Origin of the sequence: Providencia sp. PROV119 (genome assembly GCF_028482435.1) — a bacterium.
GTDB classification, from domain to species: Bacteria; Pseudomonadota; Gammaproteobacteria; order Enterobacterales; family Enterobacteriaceae; genus Providencia; species Providencia stuartii.
Window position 1 is genome coordinate 1 of record NZ_JAMPQL010000039.1, and the last position, 20,933, is coordinate 20,933.

The 20,933-nt window shown below is 41.6% G+C and carries 18 protein-coding genes and 1 other annotated feature; of the genes, 5 read left to right on the plus strand and 13 right to left on the minus strand.

What is annotated here, in order from left to right:
• Positions 1-305 precede the first annotated feature (305 nt).
• From clpB to rluD, 3 genes are all read right to left on the minus strand, one after another.
• Positions 306-2,879 carry an ATP-dependent chaperone ClpB gene (gene clpB, locus PSF11_RS20680; protein WP_105874163.1) on the minus strand — a complete coding sequence of 858 codons (2,574 nt, stop codon included), beginning with the start codon at positions 2,877-2,879 and terminating at the stop codon, positions 306-308.
• A 126-nt stretch (positions 2,880-3,005) separates the two neighbouring features.
• The gene (gene yfiH / locus PSF11_RS20685) at positions 3,006-3,740 is read right to left on the minus strand and encodes a purine nucleoside phosphorylase YfiH (RefSeq protein WP_004924879.1); all 735 of its coding nucleotides are present in this window, start codon (positions 3,738-3,740) and stop codon (positions 3,006-3,008) included.
• Positions 3,740-4,717 carry a 23S rRNA pseudouridine(1911/1915/1917) synthase RluD gene (rluD, locus tag PSF11_RS20690; RefSeq protein WP_004924880.1) on the minus strand — a complete coding sequence of 326 codons (978 nt, stop codon included), beginning with the start codon at positions 4,715-4,717 and terminating at the stop codon, positions 3,740-3,742. The genes yfiH and rluD overlap by 1 nt, the downstream gene beginning before the upstream one ends.
• A gap of 138 nt (positions 4,718-4,855) precedes the next feature.
• Between rluD and bamD the strand changes: the two genes are divergently transcribed.
• The 3 genes from bamD to pheA all read left to right on the plus strand — a co-directional run bounded on the left by bamD (position 4,856) and on the right by pheA (position 7,774).
• Entirely contained in the window at positions 4,856-5,587 is a 732-nt protein-coding gene (gene bamD, locus PSF11_RS20695; protein WP_004924881.1) for an outer membrane protein assembly factor BamD, read from the plus strand.
• A 395-nt stretch (positions 5,588-5,982) separates the two neighbouring features.
• Positions 5,983-6,312, plus strand: coding sequence for a ribosome-associated translation inhibitor RaiA (gene raiA / locus PSF11_RS20700; protein WP_014656650.1), 330 nt, complete (start codon positions 5,983-5,985; stop codon positions 6,310-6,312).
• A gap of 140 nt (positions 6,313-6,452) precedes the next feature.
• Positions 6,453-6,574 (plus strand) — a sequence feature (Phe leader region).
• Between the two features lie 27 nt (positions 6,575-6,601).
• Positions 6,602-7,774 carry a bifunctional chorismate mutase/prephenate dehydratase gene (pheA, locus tag PSF11_RS20705; protein ID WP_036941497.1) on the plus strand — a complete coding sequence of 391 codons (1,173 nt, stop codon included), beginning with the start codon at positions 6,602-6,604 and terminating at the stop codon, positions 7,772-7,774.
• A gap of 78 nt (positions 7,775-7,852) precedes the next feature.
• Here the strand turns inward: pheA and PSF11_RS20710 are convergent, their stop codons facing one another.
• The 8 genes from PSF11_RS20710 to ffh all read right to left on the minus strand — a co-directional run bounded on the left by PSF11_RS20710 (position 7,853) and on the right by ffh (position 15,894).
• Positions 7,853-9,415, minus strand: a complete 1,563-nt coding sequence (locus PSF11_RS20710; protein ID WP_072502488.1) for a methyl-accepting chemotaxis protein — start codon at positions 9,413-9,415, stop codon at positions 7,853-7,855.
• A gap of 302 nt (positions 9,416-9,717) precedes the next feature.
• Positions 9,718-10,839 carry a bifunctional chorismate mutase/prephenate dehydrogenase gene (gene tyrA, locus PSF11_RS20715; RefSeq protein ID WP_014656652.1) on the minus strand — a complete coding sequence of 374 codons (1,122 nt, stop codon included), beginning with the start codon at positions 10,837-10,839 and terminating at the stop codon, positions 9,718-9,720.
• A gap of 14 nt (positions 10,840-10,853) precedes the next feature.
• A complete protein-coding gene (locus PSF11_RS20720) occupies positions 10,854-11,948 on the minus strand; it encodes a 3-deoxy-7-phosphoheptulonate synthase (RefSeq protein WP_004924894.1) in 1,095 nt (364 codons plus the stop codon).
• A 428-nt stretch (positions 11,949-12,376) separates the two neighbouring features.
• Positions 12,377-12,730 (minus strand): 50S ribosomal protein L19, encoded by a 354-nt coding sequence (rplS, locus tag PSF11_RS20725; RefSeq protein ID WP_004914006.1) that lies wholly within the window; start codon positions 12,728-12,730, stop codon positions 12,377-12,379.
• A gap of 47 nt (positions 12,731-12,777) precedes the next feature.
• Positions 12,778-13,542 carry a tRNA (guanosine(37)-N1)-methyltransferase TrmD gene (trmD, locus tag PSF11_RS20730; RefSeq protein ID WP_072502489.1) on the minus strand — a complete coding sequence of 255 codons (765 nt, stop codon included), beginning with the start codon at positions 13,540-13,542 and terminating at the stop codon, positions 12,778-12,780.
• 38 nt (positions 13,543-13,580) lie between these two features.
• A complete protein-coding gene (gene rimM, locus PSF11_RS20735) occupies positions 13,581-14,129 on the minus strand; it encodes a ribosome maturation factor RimM (protein WP_004924886.1) in 549 nt (182 codons plus the stop codon).
• Between the two features lie 18 nt (positions 14,130-14,147).
• Positions 14,148-14,396: a 30S ribosomal protein S16 gene (rpsP, locus tag PSF11_RS20740; RefSeq protein ID WP_004924887.1), complete on the minus strand. Its 249-nt coding sequence runs from the start codon at positions 14,394-14,396 to the stop codon at positions 14,148-14,150.
• Between the two features lie 136 nt (positions 14,397-14,532).
• Complete coding sequence (gene ffh / locus PSF11_RS20745; RefSeq protein ID WP_004924888.1) at positions 14,533-15,894, minus strand: signal recognition particle protein; 1,362 nt, start codon at positions 15,892-15,894, stop codon at positions 14,533-14,535.
• A gap of 402 nt (positions 15,895-16,296) precedes the next feature.
• Between ffh and PSF11_RS20750 the strand changes: the two genes are divergently transcribed.
• Both PSF11_RS20750 and PSF11_RS20755 read left to right on the plus strand, forming a co-directional pair.
• Complete coding sequence (locus tag PSF11_RS20750; RefSeq protein WP_004924889.1) at positions 16,297-17,094, plus strand: cytochrome C assembly family protein; 798 nt, start codon at positions 16,297-16,299, stop codon at positions 17,092-17,094.
• 44 nt (positions 17,095-17,138) lie between these two features.
• Positions 17,139-18,425 (plus strand): CNNM domain-containing protein, encoded by a 1,287-nt coding sequence (locus tag PSF11_RS20755; protein ID WP_272682883.1) that lies wholly within the window; start codon positions 17,139-17,141, stop codon positions 18,423-18,425.
• Between the two features lie 64 nt (positions 18,426-18,489).
• Here the strand turns inward: PSF11_RS20755 and luxS are convergent, their stop codons facing one another.
• Together luxS and gshA are read right to left on the minus strand one after the other, a co-directional pair.
• Positions 18,490-19,005, minus strand: coding sequence for an S-ribosylhomocysteine lyase (gene luxS / locus PSF11_RS20760; RefSeq protein ID WP_014656655.1), 516 nt, complete (start codon positions 19,003-19,005; stop codon positions 18,490-18,492).
• 158 nt (positions 19,006-19,163) lie between these two features.
• On the minus strand, positions 19,164-20,723 hold the full coding sequence (gene gshA / locus PSF11_RS20765) for a glutamate--cysteine ligase (RefSeq protein WP_040132889.1): 1,560 nt from the start codon (positions 20,721-20,723) through the stop codon (positions 19,164-19,166).
• Between the last annotated feature and the right edge of the window lie 210 nt (positions 20,724-20,933).

The following is a 20,933-nucleotide window of genomic DNA, read 5'->3' on the forward strand; positions in this document are numbered from 1 at the left end:
CGTATATTACGCCTTCCTCATCGAGAGTCAAGCTTTTTTTGCTTATTCTTTTCAGAATCTCTCGCCTGCCTTCGTTACCCTGTTGGGCTTGCCATCACATTCAGTGTCGGCTCATCGTCGGTCAGTGGAGGCGCATTATAGGGAGTCAGAAAATTCTGGCAAGTGTTTTTTTGAAAAAAAATGACAACCGACTACTTTTTAAACTTTACGCCGGTTTTTACAGCAAAATCGCCTTTTTATGCCTATCAAAAGTAAAAAGGCGATCTGATGATCGCCTTTCTATTTACTAATTGAAATGTTGAGTTTTACTGTTTAGCCACTATCTCATCATTTTCAACATCCAGAACAACTGGTTTACCTGGAATTAATTTGCCTGACAATATTTCTTGTGCCAGTGGGTTTTCAATCTCTTGTTGGATTGCTCGTTTCAATGGACGAGCACCAAAGATTGGGTCAAACCCTGCTTCTCCAATTTTCTCCAACGCAGCGGGTGTTGCACTCACTTCATAACCATGCTCTTCAAGGCGTTTATATAGACGACCAAGCTGAATGTTCGCGATATTAGTAATGTGCTCTTTACCTAATGGATGGAACACAACGACTTCATCGATACGGTTAATAAACTCAGGTCTGAAACTGTGAGAAACCACTTCCATGACCATATCTTTCATTTCTGAATAGCCTATTGTACCAAAACGCTCTTGGATCAAATCAGAACCTAGGTTCGACGTCATGATAATCACCGTATTACGGAAATCGACAGTACGACCTTGCCCATCTGTTAAACGCCCATCGTCCAACACTTGCAATAAAATGTTAAAGACATCTGGATGCGCTTTTTCAACTTCATCCAATAAGATCACAGAATAAGGGCGACGACGGACAGCTTCTGTTAGATAGCCCCCTTCTTCATAACCAACATAGCCTGGAGGAGCCCCCACTAAGCGGGAAACGGCATGTTTCTCCATAAATTCTGACATGTCGATACGCACCATCGCATCATCACTATCAAACATAAAGTTTGCCAGTGCTTTACATAACTCAGTCTTACCGACCCCTGTTGGCCCTAGGAACATAAATGAGCCAATTGGGCGATTAGGATCTGATAGACCCGCGCGGCTACGGCGGATTGCATTTGAAACAGCAACAACCGCTTCATCTTGACCAATTACGCGTTGATGTAATTGCTGCTCCATACGCAGTAATTTTTCTCTTTCGCTTTCCAACATACGAGAAACAGGTATGCCAGTCCAACGAGCAAGAATTTCAGCGATCTCAACATCAGTGACTTTATTTCGCAGAAGCTTCATATTTTTGCCTTCTGCTTTTGTCGCTGCTTCTAGCTGTTTTTCCAACTCAGGAATACGGCCATATTGCAGCTCTGACATTTTAGCCAGATCACCACTACGACGTGCTTTTTCCATTTCGTAGCGTGCATTTTCCAACTCAGCTTTGATATGCTGAGTGCCTGTTAACGAGGCTTTTTCTGCTTTCCACTCTTCCTCTAATGAAGAATATTCACGCTCTTTTTCCGCCAATTCTTCTTCGAGCATATCAAGACGTTTTTTACTCGCATCATCAGACTCTTTTTTCAGAGCTTGTTGCTCTAATTTCAGTTGAATAATACGGCGCTCTAAACGGTCAAGGGATTCAGGTTTAGAATCCATTTGCATACGTAAACTTGCACCAGCCTCGTCAATTAAGTCGATAGCTTTATCTGGCAACATACGATCCGTAATGTAGCGATGTGATAGTGTCGCCGCCGCTACGATAGCAGGGTCCGTAATTTGCACATGGTGGTGCAGCTCATAACGCTCTTTCAGACCACGTAAAATCGCGATCGTATCTTCGACGCTTGGCTCTGCCACATAAACTTTTTGGAACCGGCGCTCTAAAGCAGGGTCTTTTTCAATATATTGACGATATTCATCCAACGTTGTCGCACCAACGCAATGCAATTCACCACGCGCTAATGCGGGTTTCAACATGTTACCGGCATCCATTGCGCCGTCGGCTTTACCTGCACCCACCATCGTATGCAACTCATCGATAAACAGGATCACATTACCTTCCTGTTTTGCGAGGTCGTTTAGTACGCCTTTTAAACGTTCTTCAAATTCGCCTCGGAACTTCGCCCCTGCAATTAATGCTCCCATATCAAGGGATAAGACACGTTTATTTTTTAGCCCTTCTGGCACTTCCCCATTAACAATACGTTGCGCTAACCCTTCGACGATGGCGGTTTTACCGACACCTGGCTCACCAATCAATACAGGGTTATTTTTAGTACGACGCTGCAAAACCTGAATTGTACGGCGAATCTCTTCATCACGCCCAATGACTGGGTCCAATTTGCCTTGCTCAGCACGCTCAGTCAGGTCAACAGTAAATTTCTTTAACGCTTGGCGCTGGTCTTCAGCACCTTGGTCATTCACTTTTTCTCCACCACGCATCTCGTCTATTGCCTTATTTAAATTTGCTTTATTCACACCGGCCGCTTTGAGCATGTCTGCAAGTGATGTATTAGCTTCTAAAGCAGCGAGAAGAAACAGTTCGGAGGAGATAAATTCATCTCCATTTTTTTGAGCGAGTTGATCACATAAATTTAAATGGCGGATCAAATCACTTGATGGTTGCACATCACCGGCAACCCCTTGCACTTGCGGTAAGCGTGCGAGTGCATCTTCAATTTTTTTTTGCAATTGCCCTGCATTAACACCAATTGTTGTCAACAAAGGACGAACAGAGCCACCTTCTTGATTAAACAGTGCACTTAATAAATGAATAGGTTCTATAAATTGGTTTTCGCGCCCAAGGGCTAATGACTGGGCGTCAGCGAGCGCTTGCTGGAATTTATTAGTTAAACGATCCAGACGCATAACACCTCCACTAAAAATGGGATTAAAATTGCTTCTGGTGAATAAATGAGGTCTATTTTTATTTATTCAAGTTTATAATTAAATTATTTTAGCGATATCAGTTAATTCAGAATAAATCACTAAACACTAGTTATTTACCCATATCAATGAGGCCATGCGCCCCGTTTTACCCTCACGGCGATAGGAGTAAAATCTGTTTTTATCGCTCACGGTACAAAATGTACCGCCGTAAATTGATGAAACACCTGCTGCTTGCAGCTTTTTGCGTGCTAATAAATAGATATCTGCTAAATATTTTTCGCCGTGAACCGTAAACCCTGATGCGAGTTCACTCGATTGTTTGACGAATGCTGCTTTCACCTCGGCACCGACCTCGAATTTTTCAGGCCCGATGGCAGGCCCTAACCAAGCCATTATGTCTTTTTTATCACAAGTAAATTGTGCTACCGTATTTTCAAGCACACCATCACACAACCCGCGCCAACCCGCATGAGCCGCCGCGACTTCACGACCATCTTTGCTACAAAAAAGAACAGGCAAACAATCAGCGGTCATGATAGCGCACACCTGTCCTACCTGTTGAGTATAGACAGCATCCGCCTGTTTGTTGTCAATGGCAGCACCAGTTAAGCACAATACTTTTGTGCCATGGACTTGTTCAAGCCACAACGGTTGTTGTGGCAAGCCCGCCAAGGTCTGTAAGAGATGACGATTTTCACTGACAGCCGAGGGATCATCACCTACATGCCCCCCTAAATTGAGGCTATCAAATGGCGACAAACTGACCCCACCAATACGTGTGGTGCTACAGCATGATACATTCTTAGGCTTAGGCCAGTCAGGAAAAATCAATGAGCTCATTACCAATCCATATCGTCTTTATGCAGTTGATAGTCTGCCTTTAAGGCTTCAATAAGTTCAACCATATCATCCGGTAGTGGTGCATGCCACTCCATTTGAATCCCTGAAATAGGATGATACAGTCGCAACATCGTTGCATGCAGTGCTTGGCGATCAAATTTACGCATGACTTCAAAAAATTCTTCACTTGCCCCTTTTAATGGACGAGGACGTCCGCCATACAGTGGATCACCAATCAAAGGATGGTTAATGTGGGCCATGTGCACACGAATTTGGTGTGTCCTTCCCGTTTCCAAACGTAAACGCAAGCGAGTATGAGCTCTAAAATGCTCCATCACGCGATAATGTGTTATCGCAGGTTTCCCCATTGGGTGAACAGCCATATGAGTACGTTTTGTCGGATGCCTTGAAATGGGTTCTTCGACCATACCACCCGCAGTCATTCGCCCTACAGCAACTGCTTCATATTCACGGGTGATTTCGCGTAATTGCAATGATTCTACAAGGCGTGTTTGAGCGGGTACGGTTTTCGCAACCACCATTAATCCCGTCGTGTCTTTATCTAGACGGTGGACAATACCAGCTCGTGGTACATCAACAATTTCAGGATAGCGGTGCAATAGTGCATTCAATATAGTGCCATCTGGGTTCCCTGCACCTGGGTGAACAACTAGCCCACGAGGCTTATTAATAACGAGGATATCCTCATCTTCATACACAACATCAAGAGGAATATCTTGCGGCTCCCAACGATTGTCCTCTTCAATCAGTGCATCGACTAAAATTTGTTCGCCACCTAAAACTTTTTCCTTTGGCTTATTGATAACTTTTCCATTAACCTGCACTCTATCGTCTAAAATCCACTCTTTTATACGTGAACGTGAATAATCAGGGAACAATTCCGCTAAAGCCTGATCTAAACGTTGACCGAGCTGTGATTCAGCAACAGTTGCATTAAGTTGTACTTGTTGAGCCATAAATTAATCTACTTTTTTAGTGTTTGTATTTTGACGGCGATGCCGTTTTATTTAAAATGTATGTTATTGTAACTCGAATTTTGCCGGGAGCCTTACGGATAGTCTCCCTCGAAACACTCAGAGGATAACCAACACGTGATGATACGTATCAAATATCTGGTGGCTGCTGCCACGTTGAGCCTGGTACTCACCGGATGCTCCAGCAATAATGAAGTCAGCCCTGATAGTACTCCGGCTGAAATGTACAGTATTGGCCAGCAAAAGTTGCAGGACGGCAACTATAAAGCGGCCATCAAGCAATTAGAAGCGTTAGATAACCGCTATCCATTTGGCCCTTACGCCCAACAGGTACAATTAGACCTGATTTATGCTTATTATAAATCAGCCGAGCTACCAATGGCGATAGCTGCGATTGACCGTTTTATGCGTTTAAACCCAACTCATCCAAATATCGACTATGTCCTTTATATGCGTGGGCTAACGGCAATGGCTCTTGATGACAGCTTGTTACAAGGTTTCTTCGGCGTAGACCGTTCAGATAGAGACCCACAACATGCACGCGTCGCATTCAAAGACTTCAGTCAATTAGTGCGTTACTATCCTAACAGCCTCTATGCTAATGACGCCAGTAAGCGTCTTGTTTATTTAAAAGATCGTTTAGCAAGGTTTGACCTCTCTGTTGTTGAATACTACAACAAACGTGGCGCTTATGTCGCGGTTGTCAATCGAGTACAACAAATGCTAAGGGACTACCCAGATACTGAAGCTACCCGTAATGCATTAAAATACATGGAAATAGCTTATAAGCAGATGGGGTTAGATGAAGAAGCGAATAAAGTTGCTAACCTTATTGCAGCCAATCCAAATTAACAGAAAAATCAACATTGAAAACGGCAGCTTAGGCTGCTGTTTTTGTTTATCACATTAAAGTGAAACTGAGCATATAAAATAATCAAAGACAAAATCGGAAGGCAACTTTAATTGACGATAAATAATCTTTTTTAGGCCACTATTTTATTGTTTACTCTTTATCTGAATTTTAGCCCAAATAAAGTACCGACTATTTACCGTATTGATAGTCAACTTTTTCAGTTTCGCTCAAGAAACTCAACTTGGCAATCTCTTTCCCTCTCTTTTTTATCCTGAATCACAGTTCGGTTCGCGAAGGATTATCCTGTTCATTAAGCGTGATCTATATCAATTTTTTTAGATAAATAGTCAGTATTCTGAATACATCAAAGACGGAAACAATGAGAGGTAACTATATGATAGTAAACATAACTAGCAAACAAATGGATATTACCCCTGCTATCCGAGATCACATTGAGAGCCGTCTGACTAAACTCGACAAATGGCAAGTCGCTTTGATTAATACTCACGTTGTATTATCAAAAGAACCACAAGGTTTTATGGTTGATGCCAACATCAAAACTGCTACAGGAAAACTCGTTGCAAGCGCCAAACATGAAGATATGTATGTCGCCATCAATGAATTAATTAACAAACTCGAAAGACAACTGAACAAAGTGCAACATAAAGGAGAATCAAGAAGAGCCAGTAATAGTGTAAAAGAAGCTAACCTTGTTACGTTATAATTTTATATTGTCTACAAACTTATCTTGAAACCTTATCAACGCGCCTATCTTGGGCGCGTTTTTAATTTCCCCAATATCTTTTTTGTTGACATCTGCCCGTGTATCGGGTCTATTTAAGAAATGGTCAATAATAGGTAAATAATGATGCACATGAATTTTGTTTTCTTTTCTTTCTTTAGCCACTCCTACTAAGGGGCTTTTGTCGTTCGAGAAAGAAAAGATGACAAGATTTGAAAGCCCCCTGCTAGGGGGCTTTTTTTATTTACTGATATTTTATGGGGAAGGTAGGATGGACAACAGTACTAATTTACTGAAGATACGTGAAAAAATCAGCCAATTAGACAGTGAACTTCTCGGCCTACTGGCTAAGAGACGCGGGTATGCCGTTGAAGTAGCTCAAACAAAATTAGAAGATAACCGTCCAATTCGAGACAAAGAGCGTGAACGCCAATTACTGGATGTTTTGATCAATAAAGCCAAGCCATTAGGGTTAGATGGTTTTTATGTTACACGACTGTTTCAAATGATCATTGAAGATTCCGTTCTTACTCAACAAGCCATCTTACAGCAACATTTAAACTTAACACCAAATGACTCCGCGCGTTTTGCCTTCCTAGGCCCTAAAGGCTCCTATTCACATATTGCTGCTCGCCAATACTCTGCCCGACATTTTGACCAATTAGTTGAATGTAGCTGCCATAAATTCCAAGATATCTTCTCACTCGTTGAAAGTGGTCAAGCCGACTATGGTATCCTACCTATTGAAAATACCAGCTCAGGCGCCATTAACGATGTTTATGACCTATTACAGAACACCACCCTTTCAATCGTAGGTGAAATTCGACTACCAATAAACCATTGCTTGCTCACAACCGCAGGGGCTGATCTTAGCAAAATAGAGACGGTTTACAGCCATCCACAACCATTCCAACAATGTAGCCAATATTTAGCCCAATTCCCGCATTGGAAAATTGAATATTGTGATAGCACATCAACCGCAATGCAGAATGTTGCTCAACAAAACTCGCCAAATGTTGCGGCACTAGGAAGTGAAGCAGGCGGCGCGCTATATGGCTTGCAAGTGCTAGAACATAATCTTGCCAACCAACAAATTAACATGACACGCTTTATCGTCGTTGCTCAGCAAGCGATTGAGGTCACTGAGCAAGTTCCTGCAAAAACCACATTACTCATTACAACTGGTCAGCAGGCCGGTGCTCTTGTTGATGCTCTAATCATCTTAAAAAATAATAAGATCATCATGAGTAAACTGGAATCACGCCCTATTAATGGTAAGCCTTGGGAAGAGATGTTCTATGTTGATGTGCATGCCAATTTACGTTCTGAAAATATGCAGCAGGCACTAAAAGAGCTGATTGCAATAACCCGTTCTGTTAAGGTGTTAGGCTGCTATCCTTCTGAAAATATTGTCCCCGTTGAACCAGAAAAAATTACGCCTTAATCTATTTTATCTATGCTGATACGTTAATAGTAAGCCAGTCATTCACATGACTGGCTTCTGACACACACTATTTACTTATTACACTGACCTATTTTCGTGAGTCGCACTTACCTGAAAATAATTAACCAGCTGTTTTAAATGCAATGCTTGCTCATTCAATGACGCTGCCGCCGCGACTGACTCCTCGACTAAACTTGCATTTTGTTGTGTCGTCACATCAAGTTGTCCAACCGCACTGTTTATTTGTAATATTCCAGCGCTCTGCTCGTGGCTAGCTTGACCTATCTCCTGAAGCCGTTGATCCATCTCTTCAACATTTTTGATCATTCCATCAATTTGCTGCTCTACATGTTCAACTAATTCCATACCTTCTTTAGTTCGTGTTAACGAATTTTCAATTAACAGACGAATATCATTTGCCGAGTTAGCACTTTTTTGGGCAAGTAACCTAACTTCACCTGCAACCACTGCAAAACCACGACCATGTTCCCCTGCCCGTGCGGCTTCAACAGATGCATTCAATGCAAGAATATTTGTTTGGAATGCAATAGAATCAATTAGATTAATAATTTCTGTCATTTGGTTAGAAGATGAATGAATAGCACGTATTTTGTTGGTTACCTCATTCATCATGCGGCCATTATTGGCTACAACAACCGCAGTGTCTGCGGCCAATTGTGTCGCTTGGTGAGTATGCTCTGCCGTATTTTGTACTGTCGATGTGATTTGTTCCATAGAACTCGCAGTCTCTTCCACAGAGGTTGCTTGCTCTTCGGTTCTTGCCGCTAGATGTTGGTTTCCTGCAACAATTTGCCCCGCAGCGGCTGAAATACTTTCAGAGCCATTTTGTACTTCTTGTACAATTTCTAACAAACGCTTTTTCATTTCGACTAGCGCTCGCAATAGCACCCCAGTTTCATCTTGATTTTTTATTTCAACATGTTGTGTTAAATCCCCTTCCGCAATCGCTTGAGCAAAGCCAACGGCGGCTCCCAGAGGCCATGTAATCGACAGGGTAATAAACCATCCCATAATACAAGCTATAGCAATGCTGATAATCGCGAGGGTTATTAATAAATATTTATTAAAATGGTAATCACCATCGACAATAACGCCCGCGGCTTGCATTCTGTGATTTTGCACTTCAATAAATTGTTGTACTTTCTCGCGGTATTCACGCTGTATTGCCGATGTTTTGTTCATCATTTCATCGATAGCAGCGCTTCGATTATTGTTATTGAGAAATTCACTCAACCTAGCTTGTGACTGAAGGAATCGTTCACGAACATCATAGATCTCCGCAAGAACAGCAATAGACTGTGGATCCTTGGCATTTTCATCAAGCTCTTTGAGTAGTCGAACAACATTCGAGCTGATTTTCTTTAGTTCATTTCTGCGTCTTTCACTATCTCTATCATCCAATAAAATGAGTTCCTGTATCCCTATATAAGAATAAAAATTATCCATTAGCTGATTAGCATTAACAGTCATTGGATAATCTTTATAGATAATGTCTTGAATACCATTATTTGCCTTGTTTAAGCTAATTAAGGACAGCGCCGAGCTTAAGAGCAGAAGAAAAATAAAGAACGCAAACGCAATAAAAAGTTTTACACCTATTTTTATATCTTTCAGAGACATAGATTCCTCACCGAACTGGCCGTCATTTTATGACAGTTAATATCGGTAGATTATCGACTAACTTTATTAGTTAAATTGTTTAATTTATAAATATTCATTTTATAAATAGATATTAACAGACAAAATCAGAATAAATCGCTGAGCGACTCTAAGAATGGAATATTTTACATCATTAAAAATGGCAATAACTAAAACAAATTATAGATAGTAAAGCAGAAAACGTACGAGCTTGAAGAGGGAATATTTTGATTTTGGTAATAAAAAAATAGCTCCTAAAATTAAATTAGAAGCTATTTTATACATTACTTACGATTGTCGTTTGCTCTTTGCAACAAGGATTGGCTTTCTTTCATAAAGTGATGTGCATCCTCACCAAACCAATCACTAACTTCATTAAATTGTCGTATAAATTCAGCCTTATCTTTACGTTCGAGCGTCTCAATCGATTGCCCTAATAACTGATAGTAACGGCGAATTAATTCAATATTTTCATCTGACGACATGATGATATCAGCATACAACTGTGGGTCTTGAGCAAATAAGCGCCCAACCATTGCAAGTTCCAACCGGTATATTGGCGATGAGAGATCGAGCAATTGCTGCAAATCAACATGTTCTTTCGCTAAGTTTTGCCCATAGGTGAAAGTAGTAAAGTGGCGCAATGCTTGAATAAAACTCATATTACGATCATGTTCACTCGCAGTGATCTTTTTCAAGCGAGCTCCCCAAACTTGTAATTGCTCAAGGAACCATTGATATGACTCAGCCCCTCTACCATCACAAAAAGCAAACACTTGTTTCGCAACGCTACCAACATCAGGACCAAACATAGGGTGTAAGCCAAGCACTGGCCCCTCATGAACAGCCAGCATTGCTTCCAAAGGTTGATGTTTTATTGACGCAATATCGATTAATACGGTTTCTTGGTTCAATTTCGGTAATTGCTTGATCACGCGCACCGTCAAATGTATCGGAACACTAATAATAACGACGCTAGCCCCTTCAACAATTGATTCTGCTTGTGCCCAATCATGTTCACCTAAAATTTTAACTTGGTAACCTGATAACGTTAGTAAGCGATTAAATAACCGCCCCATTTTACCATCACCACCAACAATCACTATTGGACCCGCATCAGGCTTTAATGTTTTAAACCCTTTATCATTTTCACGGGCATAGGATTCCCGCATAATGCGCCGAAGAATATCTTCTATTAGGTCTGGGGGGATCCCCATGCGTTCGGCTTCCTGACGGCGGGCGGCCAACATACTCGCCTCCCGCTCAGGTACATAAATAGGTAAACCATGTTGGCTTTTGACTTCACCAACTTCAGCTACAAGTTGTAAGCGCTTAGCCAACAAATCTAATAACGATTTATCAACCTCATCAATTTGTTCTCTAAGATGAGATAATTCTACAGACATACCTATACCTTGTATCAGCTCGCAATTTCAAATTTTTCTGCGCGCCCTTCAAGCACAGGTAACAATGCTTGATGTAGCTTACGCAATACCGTTTCCGTTGTTTCCCAGTTAATGCAGGCATCCGTCACTGATACACCATATTTCATCTCACTACGCGGTTGCTCAGAACTTTGATTGCCTTCATGTAAATGGCTTTCCAACATAATACCGGTTATTGATTGATTTCCATTAGAAATTTGTTCAATAATTGAATCAACAACGAGTGGCTGACGACGGAAATCTTTATTAGAGTTACCGTGACTACAATCGACCATCAATGAAGGTTCTAGCCCTGCCTTTCTCATTTCAATTTCACAAGCCGCGATATCTTCAGGGCTGTAATTTGGCGTTTTACCACCGCGTAAAATAATGTGCCCATTTTCATTACCGTTGGTATGCAATAAGCTCACTTGCCCTGACTGATTAATCCCCATAAAACGGTGTGGCATAGAAGCGGCTTTCATCGCATTGATGGCTGTAGACAAGCTGCCATCCGTACCATTTTTGAACCCTACAGGCATCGATAGCCCTGATGCCATTTCACGGTGTGTTTGCGATTCTGTGGTTCTTGCACCAATTGCAGACCAGCTAAAAAGGTCACCTAAGTATTGTGGGTTATTAGGATCTAACGCTTCAGTGGCTAATGGCAGCCCCATATTGACAAGGTTGGTCAAAAGATCACGCGCAATATGTAGGCCTTTTTCCATATCAAACGAACCATCCATAAGAGGGTCGCTTATTAATCCTTTCCAACCCACTGTTGTACGAGGTTTTTCAAAATAGACACGCATCACAATATATAAACTATCACTCAGTTCAGCAGCAAGCTTCTGTAAACGTTGCCCGTATTCAATCGCCGCATCGACATCATGAATAGAACAAGGACCACATACCACGAGTAAGCGCGGGTCACGCTGATGGATAATATCAGCAATTGTTTGACGCGAAGCCGCGATGGCATGCAGATTGTTGTGACTCAGTGGAAACTTCTGTTTCAGTGCTTCAGGTGTAATCAGTACCTGTTCATCACGAATATTCACATTATTGAGTACATCTTTTTGCATGATCATTTTTATTACCTGCTTAACTTATTGTTTATATATTGTGTTTGAGTGCTTGGTTATTAACATACCATGTGACGTAAAGAATACAATCCATTAATGTAAAATATTTCCATATACGTAAATAAAAAATTACACAGACACAAGACATTGATAAATAATAGATTTTAATAAAACAAACTATTGAATATCGCTTATTTATTATACAAAACCACTCTTTTAGTAAAGTTATGTTTACAAAAACAGGTAAAGTACGTAATTTAACTTAAGAGGATAATATATTAACGATTAGGTCGATAAGAAGGGAAATAAGTGACAGAGAAAGATCTAACTTCAGAAAATGATTAACAGTGAACTTATCTAAATCAATAAGGTAACAAATAGAAAGGCCCGCATAAGCGGGCCTTATCGTAACTTTCGGATGTAGCGAAAGCGTATTACTTGGCGTTCAGACGCTCTTTGATACGAGCAGCCTTACCAGAACGCTCACGCAGGTAGTACAGTTTAGCTCTACGTACGGCACCACGACGTTTAACAGCGATGCTATCTACGACAGGAGAGTGAGTTTGGAATACACGCTCAACACCTTCGCCGTTAGAAATTTTACGAACAGTGAATGCAGAGTGCAGACCGCGATTACGAATAGCAATAACCACGCCCTCAAATGCCTGCAGACGTTTCTTAGAGCCTTCTACGACCCATACCTTAACTTCCACAGTATCACCCTGACGGAATGAAGGTACGTCCTGCTTCATCTGCTCTTGTTCAAGTTGTTTAATAATGTTGCTCATAATAATTCTCTTACCCTAGGTAAACTGATATATGTTAGACAATTAATTTAATTGTCTGGATTCACTTGTTGCTCAGAACGATATTCATTTTGGAATTCGTTCAGCAACATCCTTTGCTCGTCAGTCAGAGCTAGGCTTTCCAGAAGCTCAGGTCTTCTCAGCCAGGTACGGCCAAGTGATTGCTTCATGCGCCAGCTATCTATCTTTGCATGATTCCCTGACAATAAAACATCAGGAACGTACATGCCGTCTAAAACTTCAGGGCGGGTATAGTGAGGACAATCCAACAAGCCATCTGCAAAAGAGTCTTCCTGAGCAGATGCCTCATGACCAAGTACCCCCGGAATGAACCGAGAAACTGAGTCTATCAACACCATCGCGGGGAGCTCCCCACCACTTAGAACGTAATCACCGATTGACCATTCTTCATCAATTTCGGTTTGTATGATCCGTTCATCAATGCCTTCATATCGACCACAAACAAGAATAAGTTTCTCATTCGTTGCCAATTCGCAAACCCCAGCTTGACTAAGTTTGCGCCCCTGAGGTGATAAATAGATGACTTTCGCACCCTCACCTGCCTCAGTTCTTGCTGTATTGATAGCATCCCTTAATGGCTGCACCATCATCAGCATGCCCGGACCACCGCCATAGGGGCGATCATCGACTGTTTTGTGTTTATCGTGAGTAAAATCTCGCGGGTTCCAACACTCCACAGACAGCAGGCCATTTTTCACTGCCCGACCAGTTACCCCGTACTCGGTTATTGCGCGGAACATTTCGGGAAACAGGCTAATTACACCAATCCACATTATTTAGTCCCACTCATAAAAACCGTTCAACCGGAGATTTAAAAACCAGGATCCCAATCAACTTCAATCAGTTTAGATTTGAGATCGACTTTCTTGATAACCTGCCCATCAAGAAACGGAACCAGCCGCTCCTTGATGCCAAACGCATCTTTTAGATTTGCCTTAATCACAATGACATCATTAGACCCGGTTTCCATCATATCGGTGATGGTACCTAGGTTATACCCTTGCAACGTCACCACTTGGCAGCCCATAAGGTCTTTCCAGTAGTATTCGTTATTATCTAATTCAGGAAGTTGCGCTGAATCCACAACAATCTCAAAATTAGTTAACAGCGTTGCTGCATCGCGGTCATCAACCCCTTTGAGTTTCAGAATGATATCTTTGTTATGGTGTTTCCAATCTTCCAGTTCGATGTGTTGCCACTGACCAGAACGTTGAATAAACCAAGGCTGATAATCAAAAATACTTTCAGCATGTTCGGTGGACGAAAAAACTTTGAGCCAACCACGAATTCCATACGCAGCGCCTAATTTACCCAACACAATTGGGTTAGTAGGAGTCGCTAGATTTGCTTGCTTGCTCATAGTTACCACCGTGACAGATTAAGCTGCTTTTTTAGCTTGTTTGACCAGTTGTGCAACACGGTCAGAAATAGTTGCGCCCAGACCAACCCAGTGCTCAACACGATCCAAGTCTAAACGCAGTTCTTCTGCTTGACCTGAAGCGATTGGGTTAAAGAAACCGATACGCTCGATGAAACGACCGTCACGCGCATTGCGGCTATCGGTTACAACGATTTGGTAGAACGGACGCTTTTTTGCGCCGCCACGAGATAAACGAATTGTTACCATAACATCCTCATTAGTTAATAAAACAACCAGACTCCATCGAGGGATAGAGTCCGGTTGTCATATAAAAAGCCCGAAAATTTTACTCACTTTGACGCAAAAATCAATCAAAAGTGCATATTCTTTCTAGCTTCATTACTTAACGCCCCGGAAAACCCGGTGGCATCATTCCTTTCATACCACGCATCATTTTAGCAAGACCGCCTTTTTTCATCTTCTTCATCATGCGTTGCATATCATCAAATTGTTTCAAAAGGCGGTTGACATCTTGAACCGTCGTACCCGACCCCGCTGCAATACGGCGTTTACGGGAGCCCTTGATAATTTCTGGTTTTTCGCGCTCTTTGCGTGTCATTGAGTTGATGATAGCTTCCATACGGATAGTAATTTTATCATCCATTTGTGACTTCACCGCATCAGGCACTTGAGACATACCGGGTATTTTACTCATCATACTCGCCATGCCACCCATATTACGCATCTGCTTTAATTGACTTAAAAAGTCGTTTAAATCAAAACCGTCACCCGTTTTCAGTTTCTTAGCTAATTTTTCAGCTTGGTCACGGTCAACTTTATGTTCAATCTCTTCGATCAGAGATAACACATCACCCATGCCTAAAATACGGGAAGCCACACGCTCAGGATGGAAAGGCTCCAACGCATCGGTTTTTTCGCCAACCCCTAAGAACTTAATTGGCTTACCGGTGATAGCGCGAATAGAGAGAGCCGCACCGCCACGAGCATCACCGTCAACTTTGGTCAGAACAACCCCAGTAAGAGGCAGTGCTTCGTTAAACGCTTTTGCTGTATTTGCCGCATCCTGCCCCGTCATCGCATCGACAACAAATAGGGTTTCTACAGGCTTGATAATGCGATGGACTTCTTGGATTTCCTCCATCATCGCCTCATCAACGTGCAAGCGCCCAGCTGTATCCACAAGTAATACATCATAGAATTGTAATTGAGCATGTTTTAAAGCTTTTTGCACAATCGCCGCAGGCTTCTCTTTAACATCGGAAGGGAAGAAATCAATTCCAACTGTTTCAGCCAATGTTTCTAACTGCTTGATCGCCGCTGGACGATACACGTCAGCAGAGACCACTAAAACTTTTTTCTTTTGTTTTTCTTTTAATAGCTTACCTAGTTTTGCAACGCTGGTTGTTTTACCCGCACCTTGCAAACCTGCCATCAACACCACAGCAGGTGGTTGTGCAGAAAGGTTGAGCTGATGGTTCTCTTCCCCCATCGCTCGTGTAAGCTCATTTTGAACAATTTTGATGAACTCTTGGCCTGGCGTTAAGCTTTTATTGACATCTTGGCCAACAGCACTCTCTTTTACCTTTTGAATAAATTCACGGACAACGGGGAGCGCAACGTCTGCTTCCAGCAGAGCCATGCGAACTTCACGCAATGTATCTTTAATATTATCGTCAGTCAGACGACCACGCCCGCTGATGTTGCGCAAAGTGCGCGATAGTCTGTCAGTTAAATTATCAAACATATGTCTTAGCTCAATTCTGTTTATGGGCCTACTGTCAAAGCTAGATTTGGTTATGAATACTGCAAAATACAAGTATTGAGTGGCTCATTTCGGCAAATTTGCTTATCGGTCTTTTCAAAGCAAAATAACCACTGACAGCCACAACTGAAACCAACGCCGAAAATTTTCGTCACAGTGTATCATACCTGACGTATATTCGCTGCACCCTGTTGGAGGTTGTTTTTACAGGCCAGATACCAAAATTATCCTCATTTTTAAATGAACATGGCCTGTAAAAAGGACTCTTAAATGCGATTAACGATTAAGAAGAGGCTTATTAACAGTGCTAATGGTTGGAGCCTACAGTTGCACGCGTTATACTAGCTAACATTATCCACTAAAAATGAATAACGACACTATACTATGCCCGTATTTGCAGTCATAGCAGTTTGTACATATCTGTTCAGCATATCGCTGATCGTTCCCGGCCAGGTTCGTAAACAACCTGTCTATCGCCGGTTAGCCCTCTTATTAGCTGTTGTTGCACTGATTACCCATGCAATCACGCTAAAGTTGCTTATTTTTCGTGGAGCAGAAGGACAAAACCTCACATTGCTGAATTTAGGTTCCGCAGTTAGCCTATTAATGTGCATCATCATGACGGTGGTCGCCTACAAAGGCAAAGCGTGGTATTTGACACCTATTGTCTATAGTTTTGCCATTATTAATTTAATCCTCTCAGCCGTGATGCCAGGTGAATTTATCACCCATCTAGAAGGCAGCGTCCCGCTATTTATTCACATTGGCTTGGCCTTGCTTAGCTATGCAACCCTTTTAATTGCCGCCTTGTATGCATTCCAAGTCGCGCTTATTGACTATCAACTTAAAAATAAAACGTTCAAATTCAGAGCTGATATGCCACCAATGATGGTCATTGAGCGTAAAATGTTTCATATCACCCAAGTTGGTGTCATTCTGCTAACCTTAACTTTATGTACGGGCTTTATTTATATGGATAATATCTTTGATAAAGAGAATATTCATAAGTCTGTGTTATCAGTTGTCGCTTGGTTCGTCTATATCATTTTATTATGGGGTCATTTTCATGGAGGTTGGCGCGGAAAAAGAGTCCTATTTTTCCATGTAGCAGGCGCCTTTATCCTAACAATGGCTTTTTTCGGCAACCGGCTGATGCAACAAATTATGGTATCTTATCCATAAGATGGATAAAATAATCTTATCTATACTGCATAAGGAACCTAGTTTTGGATCACGTATCTACTGGTACGCTCATCATCATATTAATCGTTTTAATTATTATGTCAGCATACTTTTCAGCCTCAGAAACAGGTATGATGACGCTGAACCGTTACCGCTTAAAGCACCTCGCCAAACAAGACAACCGTTCTGCAAAACGAGTTGAAAAATTACTCAGACACCCTGATAAACTGATTAGTTTGATCCTAATTGGTAATAACCTGATTAATATCGTAGCTTCGTCACTCGCGACTATTGTGGGGATGCGTTTATACGGTAACGCAGGGGTGGCAATTGCAACAGGTATTTTAACCTTCATCATCTTAGTCTTCGCTGAAGTTTTACCTAAAACGATCGCGGCGCTATACCCAGAAAAAGTCGCTTTTCCAAGTAGCTATATTTTAAAACCTCTACAAAAAATTATGCTGCCTGTCGTTTGGGCGTTCAATAAAATCACACTGATGTTTATGTACATTTGTGGGATAAAACCCCCTGTTATACGTAGCGATGCTGTAAGTAAAGATGAGTTAAGAACTATCGTTAATGAGTCGAAAGCAAAGCTCAGTCGACGTAATCAAGACATGTTGCTATCTATCTTAGATCTTGAAAAAGTGACTGTCGGCGACATTATGCTGCCAAGAAATGAGATAGTAGGCATTGATGTTAATGATGATTGGAAATCCATTGTACGCCAATTAACTCACTCACCTCATGGGCGTATTGTACTATATCGTGATTCACTGGATGATGCGATTGGGATCTTACGAGTACGCGAAGCCTATCGCATGATGATGGAAAAACGCGAGTTCAATAAACAAAATCTGATCAAAGCCGCCGATAATATCTATTTTATTCCAAATAGTACGCTGTTAAGTACTCAGCTAATTAATTTTCAGCATAACAAAGAGAAAATAGGCATCATTGTCGATGAGTATGGTGAGATCCAAGGTCTGATTACTGTTGAAGACATCTTAGAAGAGATCGTCGGTGACTTTACAACCTCCATGTCACCATCATTGGCTGAAGAAGTTCTACCTCAAAGCGACGGGAGTGTACTCGTTGATGGTACAGCGAATATTCGAGACCTTAACAAAGCCCTTGATTGGCACCTGCCTATCGATGGCCCAAGAACTGTGAATGGTATGGTGTTGGAAGCTATTGGGGATATACCTGAATTACAAGAGAAAATTGTTATTTCACACTACTTAGTTGAAGTATTAGAAATCAGTGACAATATTATCAAACAGGTAAAAATTACGCCTTTAAACACAAAGTCGGCGGTATCTTCCTCTTAGTAAGCACAAATAAAAACTGCACCTGTATCGAATATCAGGTGCAGTTTATCCAGAAGCTATTTATCTAAACGTGTAGTTCTGTCAACTTCTCAGCTGGTAAGGCTAGCTCATCATTTTTGTTAACACGGATTTCTGACGCTAAGACATTGCGTGCAATTTGTTGAGCTTCTTCCAGTGAATGCATTTTATAAGTGCCACACTGGTAAATATTCAGTTCAGGGATCTTCGCTTGATCTTGGACTTTCAGTACATCCTGCATTGCACTTTTCCATGCATTCGCTACGCGTTGTTCATCAGGCTCTCCAATCAAGCTCATATAAAAGCCTGTACGGCATCCCATTGGCGAGATATCAATGATCTCAACACCATCACCGTTGAGGTGATCACGCATAAAACCTGCAAATAGGTGTTCTAGTGTATGAGTACCTTTCTCTGACATTGCCTCTTTGTTAGGAACCGTGAAACGCAGGTCGAAAACTGTAATCGTATCTCCACTTGGAGTTTGCATGGTTTTCGCCACACGGACGGCAGGTGCAGCCATACGCGTATGATCTACAGTAAAACTGTCTAATAACGGCATTTCTTGACCTCCTGAAAAAATTATTTTTATTTTCAAAAAATAAATGAAACTATTTTGGAATCGCCGAGTCTTAATAAATGAAAGACGCGCAAATTTGTTATCATCCCTAATTCTCTAAGAGATTTTATATTTGGCCACTTAACGTGGCCATTTTCTTTTTAACGCCCTGCATGCTTGTGCAGGTACTCTTCAAAGCTTTCGGTTTGCTCTTTCTCTAGCATAGCTTGTTTTTCAATGGAAGCTAATCGAGCTTCTTCAAACTGTGCCTCAGTGATCACCTCGTAAGGTTCACTCACCAATTGCTGATAATATTTTTCTGCCAATGCTAAGCCATAGCCACCAATGCCTTGCTCAATCATTTTATCCATCACTAAAGCAGAATATGTCAGTGTTGGATCTTCAAACATCGCAACAAATTGGTGACAAACATCACGATACTTAGCATCACAGCAAGTATCAAGGACTTCAGCTACACGGATCAGATCGTTAAATAACTGCTGCCCGACTTCGACGAGTGGCTTCATTTCACTGCCACAACCAATACCGATGACTTGCCCAGGCTTACGCCCTTCGAGGATCACTCGGTTCCAGTTTTTACGGCTACAATCCAATTCCTGAGCGTTCATTTCAGGTGCATCAGCTAACACACACCAAATTAAAAACAGGTCGAGGAAACGAGTTTGTGTTTCATCAACACCAATCGCACTGAATGGGTTAATATCTAACGCTCTTACCTCAATATATTCGATGCCACCGCGTAGCAACGCATCTGACGGCGATTCATCACCTTTAGGCACACGTTTAGGGCGTATAGGGGCATACAATTCGTTTTCAATTTGCAACACATTAGTGTTCAATTGAATGTATTTGCCCTCTTTTTTAACACCTAGTGCAGCAAACTCCTCAGATGGTTTGTAAATGGCTTTTTTCAAGCCCGCGACATAACTATCTAAGTCATTAAATGTAATGTTTAAATCGCTCTGAGATTTATTTGTATAGCCCAAATCACTCATTCTCAGTGACGTCGCATATGGCAAGTAATAAGTACCACCAGCGGTCTTTTCAAATGTGAGTTTGGTATCCCTATCTTTGAGGAACGACCCGCAAATTGCAGGAGAAGCGCCAAATAAATAAGGAATAACCCAACCAAAGCGATAATAGTTCCTGATCAGACGTAGATAGCCATCCGAGATTTGTGCTTTGCCACTTTCAGCGTCTTTAACACCCGCCCACGCTTGCCAAAACTCAATTGGCAAGGAGAAGTTGTAATGAACGCCAGCGATGGTCTGCATTAATGCACCATAACGGTTTTTCAGCCCTTCGCGATATAAATTCTTGAAGCGGCCAACATTAGATGAGCCATATTGTGCCAGCGTGATTTTATCCTCGTTTTCGATAAAACAAGGCATGCTTAACGGCCACATCCTTTCATTATGCATCTGACGCGCCGTATAGCGATGTAAATCCCTAAGAAAAGCCAAACTATGCCCAATACTTTTATCAACAGGTGTGATGAATTCAAGTAAAGGCTCAGCAAAATCTGTCGTGATCCATTTATGTGTTAATGCTTTCCCCAACTCTTCCGGATGCAAAGTTTCAGCAATAGAACCTTCCGGAGTAACACGTAATGTTTCACGTTCAATACCACGTTGAATACCATTTAGTGCTTCTGGGTGCGCCTCTAACCATGAGAGCGCTTTAGATACGTCCGGGATCAAATCGACCTCCCGCCAGTGATGTCATTTTATTTTAGTAAGGTGCTTACTTTAGCGTAAATGGAGGAAATTGTCGCTGTTTAGATGTGTGGTTTATATAAAGCGAATCATTGAAACAGTATTAAATAAACAATAAAGCCAATAATAGGGCTAAAAAAATTTCTCTTTTGAGGGGCTTCTGATTATGGTACATCTGAAAGGATTCGAGCCTAT